At 70.1% G+C, this 14,672-nt stretch carries 14 protein-coding genes and 1 pseudogene; 13 read left to right on the top strand and 2 right to left on the bottom strand.

Annotation, left to right across the window (positions count from 1 at the left end; translation table 11 throughout):
* The first annotated feature begins 127 nt into the window (after positions 1–127).
* The 6 genes and pseudogenes from ACIQG9_RS28705 to ACIQG9_RS28730 all read left to right on the top strand — a co-directional run bounded on the left by ACIQG9_RS28705 (position 128) and on the right by ACIQG9_RS28730 (position 4,873).
* Positions 128–1,330, top strand: coding sequence for an MFS transporter (locus tag ACIQG9_RS28705; RefSeq protein ID WP_400408242.1), 1,203 nt, complete (start codon positions 128–130; stop codon positions 1,328–1,330).
* 509 nt (positions 1,331–1,839) lie between these two features.
* Positions 1,840–2,118, top strand: coding sequence for a hypothetical protein (locus ACIQG9_RS28710; protein ID WP_400408243.1), 279 nt, complete (start codon positions 1,840–1,842; stop codon positions 2,116–2,118).
* 57 nt (positions 2,119–2,175) lie between these two features.
* Positions 2,176–3,270 (top strand): DUF4037 domain-containing protein, encoded by a 1,095-nt coding sequence (locus tag ACIQG9_RS28715; protein ID WP_400408245.1) that lies wholly within the window; start codon positions 2,176–2,178, stop codon positions 3,268–3,270.
* A 129-nt stretch (positions 3,271–3,399) separates the two neighbouring features.
* Positions 3,400–3,774, top strand: a complete 375-nt coding sequence (locus tag ACIQG9_RS28720) for a cupin domain-containing protein (RefSeq protein ID WP_400408247.1) — start codon at positions 3,400–3,402, stop codon at positions 3,772–3,774.
* Positions 3,775–3,905: 131 nt separating this feature from the next.
* A pseudogene (locus tag ACIQG9_RS28725) lies at positions 3,906–4,336 on the top strand (VOC family protein).
* 39 nt (positions 4,337–4,375) lie between these two features.
* Complete coding sequence (locus tag ACIQG9_RS28730; protein WP_400408249.1) at positions 4,376–4,873, top strand: N-acetyltransferase; 498 nt, start codon at positions 4,376–4,378, stop codon at positions 4,871–4,873.
* Positions 4,874–4,927: 54 nt separating this feature from the next.
* On the opposite strand, the gene ACIQG9_RS28735 is transcribed toward ACIQG9_RS28730, so the two are convergent.
* The gene (locus tag ACIQG9_RS28735; RefSeq protein ID WP_400408250.1) at positions 4,928–5,236 is read right to left on the bottom strand and encodes a hypothetical protein; all 309 of its coding nucleotides are present in this window, start codon (positions 5,234–5,236) and stop codon (positions 4,928–4,930) included.
* A 284-nt stretch (positions 5,237–5,520) separates the two neighbouring features.
* On the opposite strand from ACIQG9_RS28735, the gene ACIQG9_RS28740 reads away from it, so the two are divergent.
* The 4 genes from ACIQG9_RS28740 to ACIQG9_RS28755 all read left to right on the top strand — a co-directional run bounded on the left by ACIQG9_RS28740 (position 5,521) and on the right by ACIQG9_RS28755 (position 9,957).
* Positions 5,521–5,670, top strand: coding sequence for a hypothetical protein (locus ACIQG9_RS28740; RefSeq protein WP_400408252.1), 150 nt, complete (start codon positions 5,521–5,523; stop codon positions 5,668–5,670).
* Positions 5,671–6,006: 336 nt separating this feature from the next.
* Positions 6,007–7,668, top strand: coding sequence for a carbamoyltransferase (locus ACIQG9_RS28745; RefSeq protein ID WP_400408253.1), 1,662 nt, complete (start codon positions 6,007–6,009; stop codon positions 7,666–7,668).
* Positions 7,669–7,694: 26 nt separating this feature from the next.
* Positions 7,695–8,744 (top strand): aldo/keto reductase, encoded by a 1,050-nt coding sequence (locus tag ACIQG9_RS28750; RefSeq protein ID WP_400408255.1) that lies wholly within the window; start codon positions 7,695–7,697, stop codon positions 8,742–8,744.
* A 373-nt stretch (positions 8,745–9,117) separates the two neighbouring features.
* A complete protein-coding gene (locus ACIQG9_RS28755; protein WP_400408257.1) occupies positions 9,118–9,957 on the top strand; it encodes a class I SAM-dependent methyltransferase in 840 nt (279 codons plus the stop codon).
* A gap of 59 nt (positions 9,958–10,016) precedes the next feature.
* On the opposite strand, the gene ACIQG9_RS28760 is transcribed toward ACIQG9_RS28755, so the two are convergent.
* On the bottom strand, positions 10,017–10,895 hold the full coding sequence (locus ACIQG9_RS28760; RefSeq protein WP_400408258.1) for a metallophosphoesterase family protein: 879 nt from the start codon (positions 10,893–10,895) through the stop codon (positions 10,017–10,019).
* 232 nt (positions 10,896–11,127) lie between these two features.
* Here ACIQG9_RS28760 and ACIQG9_RS28765 point away from each other — a divergent pair, with 232 nt between their 5' ends.
* The 3 genes from ACIQG9_RS28765 to ACIQG9_RS28775 all read left to right on the top strand — a co-directional run bounded on the left by ACIQG9_RS28765 (position 11,128) and on the right by ACIQG9_RS28775 (position 14,667).
* Positions 11,128–11,934, top strand: a complete 807-nt coding sequence (locus ACIQG9_RS28765; RefSeq protein WP_400408260.1) for a phytanoyl-CoA dioxygenase family protein — start codon at positions 11,128–11,130, stop codon at positions 11,932–11,934.
* Positions 11,935–12,343: 409 nt separating this feature from the next.
* Positions 12,344–13,984, top strand: a complete 1,641-nt coding sequence (locus tag ACIQG9_RS28770) for a B12-binding domain-containing radical SAM protein (protein ID WP_400408262.1) — start codon at positions 12,344–12,346, stop codon at positions 13,982–13,984.
* A complete protein-coding gene (locus ACIQG9_RS28775) occupies positions 13,981–14,667 on the top strand; it encodes a hypothetical protein (protein ID WP_400408264.1) in 687 nt (228 codons plus the stop codon). The genes ACIQG9_RS28770 and ACIQG9_RS28775 overlap by 4 nt, the downstream gene beginning before the upstream one ends.
* The last annotated feature ends 5 nt before the right edge of the window (positions 14,668–14,672 follow it).

Genomic DNA, 14,672 nt, shown 5'->3' on the forward strand with positions numbered 1-14,672 from the left:
ATCCGTCAACTCATCCAACGCGCCCGCACGCTCTACCGCTGGGACACCCGACCCACTACCCGCAGGCTCAGATAACACCTATTGCCGGTCTCTCTTATGGATGGAGGAGTGAATTACCGTCCCTCAGGTGACCGCGTATCGACAGGTGCTCGCCGTGCCCGGGATGGCACCGCTGCTGGGCGTTTCGCTGCTCGCCCGCACCGCGATAACGGCCGACGTGATGGCCCTGACGCTGTACGTCGTGTTGGGCCTGGAGTTGAGCTATGCGGCGGCGGGCGGCGTCGCGGCGGCCCTGACCGCCGGCGTCGCGTGGGGCGGGCCGCTGCTCGGTCGCATGATCGACTCGCGTGGCCTGCGCAGCGTGCTGCTGGTGACCGTCGTGGCGCAGGTGGTGTTCTGGCTGAGCGTGCCGATCCTGCCGTACTCGATCCTGCTGGTCGCCAGCTTCGTGGCGGGTCTGCTGATGGTGCCGGTCCAGGCGGTCAGCAGGCAGGCGATCGCCGCGATGACGACGGCGGAGCAGCGCCGGGCCGCGTTCGCGCTGGAGTCGGTGCAGGGCGAGTTGTCGTACATCGTGGGGCCGGCGGTGGTGATCCTGGGCGCGGCGACGGTGTCCCCCGAGGTGGTGGCATGGGGGGTTGGTGCCGCGATCCTGGCCGGGGGCGTCGGCATCGCCCTGGTCAACCCGCCGATGCGTGCCGAGGACGAGGCGGGTGCCACGGCGGAACGACCCCCACGCAGGCAGTGGCTGAGCGCGAAGATGATCGCCGCGCTGACGATGGGGTTCGGGACGACGACGCTGCTCGGCGGCGTCGACCTCGCCATCGTCGCCACGCTGCGCGACGTGGGTCAGGTGTCCTGGGCCGCCGTGGTCGTCGTGGTGTTCGGTGGGTCGTCCGTCGTCGGCGGACTGATCTACGGCGCGCTGACCCGGCCGTTGCCCACCTGGCTGCTGCTCGGCCTGCTCGGGCTGGCGACGATTCCCGCCGGGCTCGCCGACGACTGGCCGTGGCTCTGCGTGGCCGTCGTCGGTAGCGGGCTCCTCACCGCGCCGACCCTCGGGACGGTGGCCGACGCGGTGAGCCGGCTGGCGCCGCCCGGCGTGCGGGGCGAGGTCATAGGTCTGCAATCGTCGGCGCAGAGCGCTGGTTTCGCGCTCGGATCCCCGCTCGTCGGCGTGGTGATCGACCTCTCCGTGCCGGCGGGCGGCTTCGCGGCGGCCGGGCTTGCCGGCCTCGCCGCCGCGCTGACCGGATACCTGCTGTCCCGCCGCTCGCCCGCGCGGACGGCGGTGCCCTACCGCCATGGTCCGGCTGATCTCAGATATTGATCCGGCGCCCACCTGACGCTCACCGGCCAACCTCCGTGGTCGAGCCAGGACGGTAGACCATCAGCAAGACGACGATCGCCCACAGCGGGGTGAACACGCCCGTCAGCATCCCGAGTCGGCGCGCGGCGCGGGATGCGCGCGGCGACAACCCTTCCCGGTTCGTCGGGCGCGGCGAGGGCGAGACGCGCGAAGCGGGAACATGCTCGCGGCGATCGTCGCCGCCCGCTGTTCTCGCAGCCCTGCGGGCCGCGGACAACTCCTCGGTGGCACACCGGGCGCGTACGGGAGGGTTTTCCGTCCGCAGCCGAGACAGGCCGGCGCGTAGCTGGGGGACTGGTGGAGGGACGAGTGACGGTCGGCTCTGGCCCGACGACACGGCCGCGACGCGCGTACATGGCGAGCAGCATGAGGGCGGCCAGCGTCAGCAGCCCGCCCGCGAGTGCCAGCGGGCGTGCCCCGAGGTGGGCAGGTAGGCGCCGCCGCGCAGGGATCCGCCGGCGCACCTCGACATGCGGCAGCAACGCTGGCCCGCCACCGCCAATCCGCACCTGTTCCGCACCGAACACACCGGCCGCCGCACCGAGGAATGCAGCAAACGCTGGATCTGGCTGACCATCGGCCCCGACCTGTCGATCGCCGCTATCCGCGAAGACCGAATCCTCGACGAGGCCCACGCCACCGGCGGCGATGTCCGCCGCCTGGCCGACCTGTTCGGCCTGAGCATCCAGGCCGGCACCCGCTACACCAGCGTCTTGGGCCACCCGGACCTCACCAACGATCGGGCTTGACCCGAAACAGCGGAAATCCGTCGCCGACGACCGGCCCGCGCTGCGAGGATGCCGAGCGTGCCCGTGAACTTCATCTCCGGCATCGAACTGTCCCGCCGGCTTTACGACGACGCGGTCCAGCCCCTGCTGTCGCGTTACCTTCCCGACCTCACCTACAGCGCGGCGTTGATCGGCGCCGGGTCCGAGGTCCTCGGGTTCGACACGCAGCGGTCCACCGACCACGACTGGGGTCCCCGGCTGCAACTGTTCCTCACCGCCGACGACCTCGCCCGCCACGGCACCGGGATCGACGACCTGCTCAGCGAGCGGCTGCCCGCCACGATCGCCGGCTATCCCACCAGCCTGGTCCCCACCGAGCACGGCACCCGACACCTGCGGCACACCACCGGACGCGTCCAGCACGGCATCGTGATCGCCGAACCCGACGACTGGCTGACCGCCCACCTCGGCTTCAACCCGCTGACCAACATCAACACCCGAGACTGGCTGGCCACCCCAACCCAAGCACTGGCCGAGATCACCGCCGGCACCGTGCACCACGACGGACTCGGTGTCCTGCACACGGCGCGACAAAATCTGGCCTGGTATCCCAACGACGTGTGGCGCTACGTGCTGGCCTGCCAATGGCAGCGCATCAGCCAGGAGGAACCCTTCGTCGGCCGCTGCGGCGAAGTCGGCGACGAACTCGGCTCGGCGGTCGTGGCCGCCCGCATGGTCCGCGACCTCATCCGGCTGCGCCTGCTGATCAACCGGACCTACCCGCCCTACAGCAAATGGCTCGGCACCGCCTTCGCCCGCCTGCCCGACAGCGACCAGCTCACCGCCACGTTGACCGCCGCGCTGACCGCCGACAACTGGCACGACCGCGAGAATCACCTCGTGAACGCCTACGAGACGGTTGCCGCCCTGCACAACGACCTCTGCCTCACCGCGCCGGTCAATCCGCGTGTCCGGTCCTTCCACGACCGGCCCTTCCGGGTGCTGCACGCGGAACGCTTCACCCAGGCGCTGATCCTCAGCATCGCCGACCCCGCCCTGCGCGGGCTGCCACTGACCGGCGCCATCGACCAGTTCGTCGACAACACCGACGCACTCGGCCACCGAACCCGAAGCCGCGCGATCGCCGCCGCCCTCTATCCGCACGACCAATAGCTGCCGCAGGCCGCCGGGGGATCGGGCTACGGCATCCGTGCCCCCTAATCGTCTGCGGCTACCTATTCTCGACGGGGATGCACCAGTCCGAGTTGTGGCCGTCGGCCCGACGGCGTACAGGAGGCCGTCATGAGCACCACGGACCGACCCGAGGGCATCAGCCCCACTGCGGTCGAGTCAGCGCCAGGGTTGTGGCGGATCGATCTGCAACGGCACGACCTCAGCATTCCCGGGCGGGAGGTCATTCAGACTCGGGTGGAGTTCACGCCGGATTCGCCACCGTTCAAGCATTTCCACCCCGGCGAGGAAATCATCTGCGTTCTGCAGGGAACGCTGGAATATCGGCTTGAGGGGCAGCCGCCCATGGTGTGCAATCCGGGCGACGCGCTTACCGTCCCCTACGGTGTGCATCACCAGGCACGCAATGTTGGCGAGGGTGTCGCTGTCGAACTGGCGACGTACGTCGTCGAGAAGGGGAAACCACTTCTCACCAAGGTGGAGTGAGTGGCTTGATCAACACCGCATCGTTGTGGGACCGGCACGCCGGGCAGAGGGCACACCATGACGAGTGAACGGGTCAAGTCTGTCGGTGGTACGGGGAACGGCGGCAACAGCACGACCCATAAGGTGAACGGATGTCGGTAAAGCAGGCCCACATCACCTTCGACTGCGCCGATCCCGAGCGCGTCGGTCGTTTCTGGTGCGAGGTGTTGGGGTACGTTTCGCCGCCGACACCGGAGGGGTTCGCCACCTGGGACGATTACCTCCGCGCGCAGCCGTCCGAGGAGCGTTCTTCGTGGTTCGGGTGCAGTGACCCCTCCGGTCTGGGCCCGCGACTGTTCTTCCAGCGGGTGCCCGAGGGCAAGGTCGTCATGAACCGGGTGCATCTCGACGTGCGGGTCGGCACCGGGCTCGTGGGCGACGAGCGCCTGGCCGCCCTTGAGGCCGAGTGCGCGCGGCTGCTCCCGCTCGGTGCGGTACGCGGGCAACTGTTGCTCGCCGACGGTGAGAACGAGTCGTGCCTCAACATGCAGGACGTCGAGGCAACGAGTTCTGCCTCGACTGAGTGGGGGGAATCCGCCGGGCGGCGGTAGCCTCGGCCCTTATGACCTGGCTGCCTGATGATTTCGTCCACCCCCTGCACGTGCCGGTGCCCGACACCGGGCTTCATCTGCGGCCGATTCGCGAGGCGGACACCCCGCTCGACTACCCCGCCGTGATGGGCTCCCGAGAGCGCCTGTGGGAGATTTTCGGGCCGGCCTGGGCATGGCCCAGCGAGACGATGACCTACGAAGAGGACCGCGTCGACCTGCTGCGGCACGAGAATGAGATAGCCGCGCACCAGTCGTTCAACTACGCGTTGCTGGACGAGGGGGAGACGGCGATCCTCGGCTGCGTCTACATCGACCCGCCGGAGCGCACCGGATCCGACGGCGAGGTCTCCTGGTGGGTGGTGGACGACCTGGTCGGCAGCGCGGTGGAGGCTGCGGTCGACGCGCTGGTGCCGCAGTGGATAGCCGCGGACTGGCCGTTCCAACAGCCCCGCTACCTGGGCCGCGATATCGCCTGGCAGGACTGGCTCGCGTTGCCGCGCGTCTCCTGAGGGGCGGCCGAACGTGGCAGGGGCCAGGCGGCTCGCCTGGCCCCCACGCTCGGGCTACCTCAGCCCAGGTACTTCTCCCACAGACCAGTGATGGCCAGGGTGAGGCCCGGGTCCTGCATGTTGACGAAGAGCACCTTGCCGTCCTCGCTGAAGGTCGGTCTGGTTCTTGTAGTTGTGGAACCAGACCATGCCGTCGTGCGGCGCCGCGTCCGCCGGCAGGTCACCCTCGTCCCAGGCGGACGAGTTGACCACGTACACGCCCTCGTCGGTGCCCCACACGCCCTCGAACTTGCGCCCGCGGGTGACCTGGACGTCGGCGAACTGCTCGCGTACCGACGTGGTGCGCGCGTCGCGGTCCGGCACCTCGATCCACCGGACCGGGAAGGGCCGGCCCAGCTGGGCGGAGGAGCACTGCCATCCGGCGGGAGATCGCGGCCCTGGACGACGGGGGCCGTCGTCGTGGGCCACTCGGTGGGCGGGACGATCCTCGTGCACGCTCGCCGAACGGCCACCGGAGCGAGCGCTCGGGGCGATCGTGCTGCTCGCCGCCCCGTTCGTCGGCGCCGGGGGCTGGACCGGCGACGAGTTCGAGTTGCCGCACGACCTCGGCGCGAGACTGCCGCACGGCGTATCGGTGCAGGTGTTCCATGGGCTTCAAGACGACACGGCGCCACCGTCCCACGCCGACCGGTACGCCGAGGGTCATTCCGCAGGCGCACCTGCACCGGCTGCCCGGGCGCGATCACCAGCTGAACGATGATCTGAGCGAGGTGGCAAAGGTGATCCGGCGCGACTAGTCCAGTAGGCAGAGATCAGCTGAGCGGGATGACGGCGGTCAGACCCAATCCAAGTTGGGTATAGGTTCGTGTCAATCCTCGGAACCACGCTCCATGATCAGCGTCGGGCGGCGGAACCGCTCCGATTCGCCGCCGGGAGTCATCGCCGCGAAGCACCGATTCACGTCGAGGCCGATCGATGCATATGATGAACGGACGTCGATGGAATCCGGTCGGCGGTCGAGGGGGTGGACATGCCGCCCTGATTGGACCAGGCTTGCGATCGGTTGGTCGTCCTCGGAAACACTGACGCGCGGCGCGACTGAAGCGCCGCTCACCGGACACGGGGGTGTCTCCTTGATAGTTCTCGGTCTTGCCGGAGGTCTCGGCCACGACGCGTCGGCGGCGCTGGTGGTCGACGGGCTGCTCGTCGCGCTCGCCGAGGAGGAACGGTTCGTCCGCACCCGGCACGCGCCCGATCAACTGCCGGTGGAGGCGACCGCGTACTGCCTGGCCGAGGCCGGTATCAGCATGTCCGACGTCGACGTCCTGGCCACCAGTTGGCTCACCGCCGACTTGGCCGACGTGCAGTCCGACATGCAGAACGACCTGCTCGCCCATCCGTACTTCGCCGGCAGCCGGCGACCGCGTTGGGAACAGGTGATGCATCCAGTCGCGCACGCCTGCGCCGCGTACCACACCTCGGGGTTCGACGAGGCCACGATCATCAGTACGGACGGCGTGGGCGACGGCATCGCGACGCTCGTCGGTCACGCCCGCGACGGCGTCATCGAGATCAAGCGCTCTTTTCCGATCAGCGAATCGTTCGGCATGTTCTACCTGGGTGTGACGACCTATCTGGGCTTCCGCTTCGGCCAGGAGGGCAAGGTCATGGGGCTCGCCTCGTACGGGGAACCGGACGAGGGTTGGATGCCGTTCGACCTGCACGACGACGGCGGGTACGACAGTGGCCTGGGCTCGCTCGGCGCGGACCGGCCGAACTACGGTCCCCCGCTGGTGCGCGCGTGGGCGGCCCGGGTGGAGGAGCGGTTCGGCCCGCGGCGGCCCCGTCGATACACCTACGAGCGGCGGACCGCACGGCTGGGAGTCGACGTCGATACCGACCAGCACCAGCAGCACGTCGCGGCCTCCGGGCAGCGCGTGCTGGAACGGGCGCTCCTGCACGTGGTGGAGAACGCGGTGCGCGAGACCGGGTGCCGCGACGTGGTCGTCGCCGGCGGCGTCGGGCTGAACTGCACGGCCAACGGCGCCATCTGGCGCTCCGGGCTGGTGGACCGGCTCGCCGTCTTCCCGGCCAGTGGGGACGCCGGTACCAGCGCCGGCGCGGCACTGGCCGTCGCCGCCGCGGCCGGGGAGCGCCCCCGGGGCGCGCTGCCGACGGCGGGGTTGGGTCCCGGGTTCGGCGACGACGAGATCCGCGGCGTTCTGCGCGCGTACGGGGTGCCGTTCACCAGCGAGGACGACATCGCCGGCACGGTGGCCGACCTGCTGGTCGAAGGCCGGATGGTCGGCTGGTTCCAGGGCCGGGCCGAGTTCGGGCCGCGGGCGCTCGGCCAGCGGTCCATCCTCGCCTCGCCGCTGGACCGGTCGATGCACCATCGGGTCAACGCCATGAAGAACCGGGAGCAGTGGCGGCCGCTGGCCCCGAGCCTGACCCCGGCCGCCGCCGAGAAGTACCTGATCGAGCCAGGGCCGTCCCGGTGGATGCTGACGGCCTGTCAGGTGCGGGACGAGATGCGCACCGAGATACCCGCCGTCGTCCACGTCGACGGATCGTGCCGGCCGCAGATCGTCGACGACGGCGCCCCTTCGGAATACCGGCGGATGCTCGGCCGACTCGCCGAGCGCGGTCACCCGGCGGTCGTGCTGAACACGTCGTTCAACCTCGCCGGGGAGCCGATCGTGCACTCGCCGCAGGACGCGTTGCGCTCGTTCTTCGGCTCCAGCATGGACGTGCTGGCGATCGGTTCGGCGTTGGTCCGGAAGCCGGGCTCGTGAGATACCGCATGCTGGGTGAAACCGGCATGGAGGTGTCCGTGCTCACCTTCGGGGCGATGCTGCTCGGCCGGCCCGGCGGCCTCGACCACAAGGAGAGCGTCGCCCTGGTGCATGCCGCGCTCGATGCCGGCATCAACCTCGTCGACACCGCCGACGAGTACGGCGGCGGCGAGAGCGAGACCATCGTCGGCAAGGCGCTGGCCGGGCGGCGCGACGACGTCATCCTGGCGACCAAGGGACACTATGCGATCGAGCACGGCGCCGGACATCCGAACCCGCCGCCGAACACCTGGGGCAACAGCCGCCGGCACATCGTCAGCGCGTGTGAGGCGAGCCTGCGCCGGTTGGGTACGGACTGGATCGACCTCTACCAGATCCACTACCCGGACGACCGGACCAGCCTCGAGGAGACATTGGCCACGCTGACCGATCTGGTCCGGGCCGGCAAGATCCGCGCGTTCGGCGCCTCGAACTTCCCGGCGCACATGGTCGTGGAGGCCCAGTGGGTCGCCGAACGTCGGGCGCTGTACCGCTTCCAGGTCGAGCAGTTCCCGTATTCGATCTTCGTCCGGTGGACCGAGCGCAGCCTGCTGCCGATGCTGCGCCGGCACCGCCTCGGCGGGCTCGCCTACAGCCCGCTCGACGGCGGCTGGCTGACCGGGGTCTACCGGGCCGGCCAAGAGCCGCGCCGCGCGGGTCAGGCGCTCCGCATTCCGCGCCGCTTCGACCGGAGACTGCCGCACGTCCGGCGTAAGGCCGAGCTGGTGGAGGACCTGCTGCAGTTGGCGGCCGAGCTCGACACCACGCTGGTCCGGCTGGCTGTCCGGTGGTGTCTCGAGCACCCCGCGGTGACCTCCGCCGTGCTCGGCGCCCGCACCGAGCAGCACCTGCGGGAGACTCTCGGCGCGGAGGAACTGCACCTGCCCCTGGCGGTCCTCGACCGCCTCGACGAACTGGTCCCGCCGGGCACCAGCGTCTACACCGAGGAGTCGCGCTGGCGGACCCCCTATCTGGAGGCCGCGAACCGGCGTACCGGTGGCAGCGGTCATCCGGCCGACCGGCGCGGCGGGGCGTGACCCCGGCGTCACCGGCCGGCGCGGCATGTGCGCCGCGACTGCCCGGGGGTCGGGCCGTGCGTCGCGGGTCGCCGGCGGCTCCGGCACGCGGTTCCGGCCCGACCTGGTCGCCGCGCCGGTGACCAGCGACGGTACGCCGACCGGCCGGTGGGCGACCCCGGGTCGCCCCTACGCCAGACGGCAGCGCGGGCCACCCACGTGGGGGAGCGCCCTCGGCGTCACCGAGACGCGGTCGGCGAACGACTCCACTATGGATCAATCGACCAGTGGCGATGGGGAAAGATGGGGTGGGTCGGCGGCCGGTCCGCTGCGGCGGAGTGCGGTAGGGTCCCGATGGCCCGGACAATCAGCCCAAATAACCCAAGGAGCGCCGATGTTGGAAGGCTGGCAGTGGGACCAGACGCTGTTCCGCGGTAGTGCCGCCTACTACGACCAAGGTCGGCTGCCCTACGCGCCCGGGTACGCGGCGCGGTTGGCCGGCGATCTCGGCCAACACGGCCAGGGTCGCCTGCTGGACGTCGGATGCGGGCCCGGCACGGTGGCGCTGGCGCTGGCGCCCTACTTCGCCGAGGTCGTCGGCGTTGACCCGGACCCGGACATGCTCGCCGAGGCGGGCCGACGCGCGCAGCGTCTGGTGGTGGGCAACGCCCGCTGGGCACAGGCCCGCGCGGAGGACCTCCCGGCAGGGCTCGGCGTCTTCGGCGTGGTGCTCTTCGCGCAGTCGTTCCACTGGACCGACCGCGAGCGGGTCGCGGCGACCGCGTTCGAGATGCTGGAGCCCGGTGGCTTCTTCGTGCACGTGAGCGACCTCAAGGAGCCGCCGGCGGACCCGGTCCCGTTGCCGCACCCGGCGCCGCCGTTCCCGCGGATCGCGGCGCTGGTGCGGGCCTACCTAGGTGAGGTCCGCCGCGCCGGTCAGGGCGTGCTGCGGCACGGCACCCCGGGCGGGGAGCGCGCGATCATCGAGGCCGCCGGCTTTCCGGCGGGCCAGCGCTTGGTCGTGCCCTCCGGCGCGGTCGTCGAACGCACCGAGGATGACGTCGTCGCCTGGGTCTTCTCCCGGTCCGACTCGGCACCCCACCTTTTCGCCGAGCGCTTGGACGATTTCGAGCGGGAGCTGCGGGCGCTGCTGCGCGAGGTGTCGCCCGGGGGTCTCTTCGCCGAGCAGCTGCCGGACACCGAGATCTGGCACTGGCAGAAGCCGTATGGCTGAGCCGGCCGCCTGACCGGCCCCGGGGGAGGTTCCGGCGGCGGTCTGGCCGGGGCCGGCGCTTACCCGTCCCGGCGCATCGCGGCCGTTATCTCGCCGCGGACGAGCCTGGATTCCGGGAACCCGCCCACCTCGACCTCCTCCAGCCCCGGCGTGGTCTGGAAGGTGGCCTTGACCTGGTCCCCGGTCACCTCGAACAGCACGACGCCGAGTTGCTCCAGCCCGGCGGGCAGCTTCTCGGTCTCCTCCCGGTGCACGAGGAACGCGGTCGACGGCCCCCAGAGTTCGAACCGCTCGCCGTACCAGACCTTGCGGTAGCGGTGGACGTCACCGGTGGAGACGCCGAGCACCTGGGCCGCATCGAGTGCGGCGAGGATGCGGTCGCGATCGGCCGGGTCGATGGCGCCCTGTCGGCCGTCGCTGCCGCAGTAGCCGGTCCAGAACGACTTGTGCAGGAACAGCAGGACCGGACGGTCCTCGACCGCCGGTGCGACCTCGGCCAGCCAGCGCCACTGCCGCTCCTCGTCGGGCAGGCCGGTGCCGAAGATCTGACTGTTGAGTCCGATGAGGCCCACCTCGCCGAACCAGTGCAGCCACGGGGCCGGGCCGAAGTGGCGATGATATCGGGCCACGCGCTCGGCCGTCGCGGTCCACCAGGTCCGCTCGTAGGGCTCGCCCACGTCGTGATTGCCGGGTATGAAGAGCATCGGCGCGTGGATCAGACGGAACAGCTCCTTCGCGGCGAGATAGTCCTCCTCCGCGTCCGGATTCGACAGCACCAAATCGCCGGCGTGGATCACGAGATCCGGCCGCAGCGTCTCGTTCACGAAGCGGGCGAGGGTCCGGAAGTTTCGGCGCAGCGGACCGTCCCAGCGAGACAGGTGCGTGTCCGAAATCTGCACGAGACGCAGTGGCGTGCCGCCGTCGGCGGATGTTGTCATGGCTCTCCTCGACGATCCCGGCGGGCAGCCCGGTATGCGATGCTAATCGATATTACGGTGAACTTCAACTGACGGATGCCGATGCCGTCGCGCTTCCTGTTGATCATAGGTGTCATTAGAATAGGATGTCGCGTGTGCCGCCGTGAGTGAGCTCTCCGGGTGCATTCGGCGGATGGGGCGCGCAAATGACGCGGTTATCGTGAATGACGACCCTGCTGCGAAGGAATCGCTCATGCCCGACGTCGTCGACCTGGACCTGCTCCGCCGGCGGTATCACGATGACGGGTTCTGCGTGACGCCGTCGGTCATCGCGTCGGGCCTGCTCGACGAGGCTAACGAGGCCGCCGAGGCGGTCGCCGCCGGCCGCACCGACACCGGCCTGGCCCCCAAGCTGCGCGAGCGCGAGCGGGGCGACGGGCCGCAGCGCCTCGTCAAGATCGCCGAACCGCACAACTGCAGCCACGCATTGCGTCGCCTGGTCGCGCACCCGCCGGTCTGGGAGCTGGCCGCCGCGGTGACCGGCGCCCGAGCGTTGCAGGTCTGGGCGGTGGACCTCTTCATCAAGCGCCCCACCGACGAAGCGCCGACCGGCAACATCGGCTGGCACCAGGACGGACCGTTCGCCCCGTACTGGCACGGCGACATCTTCACCGTGTGGGTCGCGCTGTCCGCGGTGTCGGCCGATGCCTCGCCGTTGCGCTACGTCCCCGGCTCCCAGCAGCTCGGCCCGCTGGGCCGCGCGGACCTGTTCCAGACCGACCTGGACCCCGCACGGACCGGGCTGCCGCTGCCCGACGGCTTCCGCTGGAGCGAGGTGACCGCCGAGGTGCCGGCCGGCGGCCTCGCCCTGCACCACCGGGACATGCTGCACGCGAGCGGGCCGAACCGCTCCGACGGGCCCCGTCGGTCGCTGGCGATCCGGGTGCGGACGGAGCGGTGCGTGCTGGATCGGGAGGCGGTCGCCGCCCGCCGCGCGCATCTCGACGACCCGGTCCTGGCGCCCGTGGTCCACGGCGACGCGCGGCTGCTCGAAAAGTGAGACAGCAGTTTTCTTGGTAACGCCGCAATCTTGATGTAATTGACGATCTTCACTCGCTACCCTTGACATCTGTCCTCGTCACCGGGTTTGCTATTGGTGCGGGAGCCGCTGGACTGAAGCGCCGGCGGGCATCACGAACGCGGGGGAGTGAGCTGAATTGCGACGAGGGATCCGGTGATCCGGTTACCCATCTCGAATACCTGACCTGCGCCTGGCGGATCTTTGTGTCCGAGGCGTGCACGCCAACGACGAGGCGCGGCGCGGTGCTTCGGTGGAAGCGGCCCTGGACCGGTGAAATCGCGGTCTCGCGACCACCTGGTCCGCATTCTCGTCGAGGCCAATTTCCGAGCACGAACGCCGGCGCTTGTCCGCGTGGACGGCGAGCCGAGAACCGACGAGGTGGTGAGCTTTGACGACACCGACGCGACGCGCGACGACCACCAAGTCCGTCCTGGTCCTCTCCGGTGAGGGCCCGTACTTCAAGAACAGCTCGTACTACCACCGCACCATGTTCGACCGGCACGCCACCCACCCGCTGGCGGTCGAGTACCCCCAGCACCCCCTCGGCGGCCTGCGCTTGTCCGACCTGCGCCACCACGACGGCGGGCGATGGACCCCGCTGCTGCGGCCCAAGCGCGGCGCCGTGCCGCACCTGACGTCCTACACGCTGGAGTCGATCCTGCTGGCCGCGGAACGGCCGTTCGAGATCTTCGACCTGCTGGACGTCTGGGAGCCCGGATGCGAACCCGCCGGCCGACACGACGTGGTGTTCCTGTCGACCACCTTCATCTGCGACCGGCGGACCCTGGCGCGGGCGCTGGACTGGGTCCGGGACCGCTGCGGCGGCGCGCTGGTGGTGCTCGGCGGGCAGTACAGCAACCTCAAGTACGACCGGATCATGCGGATGCACCCGGACGTGGACATGATCGTCCGTGGGGACGGCGAGGACGCCATCCCGCTGCTGCTCGCCGCGCTCGACGGGCACGGCGAGTTGGACCAGGTGCCGAACCTGGTGCTTCGCACCGGCCCGGAGACCTACCGGCAGACCCCGTTCCACTACATCGACCTGGAGTCGTACCCCTCACCCGGGTTCGGCCGACTGCAACGCCCGGTCGTGCCCTACGAGTCGATGCGCGGGTGCCCGTTCTCCTGTCGCTTCTGCTCCTTCCCGATGGCGTCGCCCAAGTGGCGGTACAAGTCGGCCGACAAGATCGCCGCCGACTGGGCCCGCTACCACGATCTCAACGGCGCCGGGCACATCCGGGCCATGGACTCCACGTTCACCGTCCCGCCCCGACGGATGCGGGAGCTGCTCGACCTGCTCCCCGCGGTGGACGTGACCTGGGAGGCGTACACCCGGGCCAACGTCATCACCGGTCGCGACACGGTCGAGCGCCTCGCCGGGGCGCACTGCGCCACGCTGTCGATCGGCTTCGAGTCGATGAGCCCGAAGTCGCTGGACCTGATGCACAAGCAGGTCCGGGCCGAGCACAACCGGCGGGCGCACGAGGCGCTCTCCGACGGGCCGGTCCGATACCGGTGCTCCTTCATGGTCGGCTACCCGGGGGAGGCCCCGGAGGACTACGAGCTGACGCACGAGTTCCTGGCCGGTGAGTACACCGGGCACTTCATGCTGTCCGTCTTCTCCATGACCGACGAGACCATGCCGGTCTGGCAGGACGCGGAGCGCCTCGGGATCACCATCGACGACTTCGAGGACCCGGACTCCGGCTGGACCCACGTGGGCATGGACCACACCACCGCCCGGAAGCTGCACCGGCGGACGCTGGACGAGGTGCGGATGCGCAACGACCGAGCCGTGCTGCTGCTGTGGCAGACGGACTACCACACCCCGTTGATCCCGGGGCGGTCGGTGAAGGAAAACCTCTGGGCCGAGAAGCTCGTCGAGCGTCTCGGGATGCTGCCGGTGGACGTCCCGGACCCGAGGGCCCGTGTCGACGCCGCGGCCCCGCTCCTCGACGCGCTGGAACGCCTCGGCGTGCGGGCAACCAATCACTCGCCGGACGGACGGTCAGGAGAGATGACGTGACGAACTCGGCCTATCGGACCACCTATCTCCGCGCCGGGGAGACCCCCGACGACGCCGACCGGGACGTGCTCTACTGCGATCCGCTGACCTCGCTCATCGCGTACCCCTCGTTCGAGCAGTACCTCATCCGGATGCTGCCGGTCCTCGCCGCCGGGGAGATGCACATCGCCATCGGTGACGTGGACGGGCTGCGTGACTACGTCATGGAGCGGCGCTCGGTCGACCCGTACAGCTTCGGTCACCTCGCCGGCAACGCGTGCATGCGGACGGTCGGCGCGCTGACCAGCGAGTGGGCGGCGCTGGAGCTGCGCGACGTCGATTTCCACATTTGCGGCACGTTCGGTGGTGACGAGGTCATCGTCGCCGCGGCCGGGCTCAGCCACGAGGCGTTCGCGCAGAAGATCCGCAGCCTGTGCCACGACCTGAAGGTGTCCTCCCCGAGGCCGTGCAGCTTCGCGCTGGCCACCCTGGAGAGCTGCACCCTCGAACCGCAACACGCCAGGAGCGCCTACCGCATCCTGGTGTCGGCCGTCGACGCGCGGTTGTTCTCCATCAAGGAGGACGCCCGGCTCTCCGGCGCCCACCTCGAAGGGACCGTGGCCGACCTCGGCGTCGTCCCACTCGGCGAGACGTCCGGCCAGAACGACATCGAACACCCGGCCCAGATCGGAGGCGGATGGTGACCAGC

It is taken from the genome of Micromonospora sp. NPDC092111, from assembly GCF_044755745.1.
In the GTDB taxonomy this organism is placed as follows: domain Bacteria; phylum Actinomycetota; class Actinomycetes; order Mycobacteriales; family Micromonosporaceae; genus Micromonospora.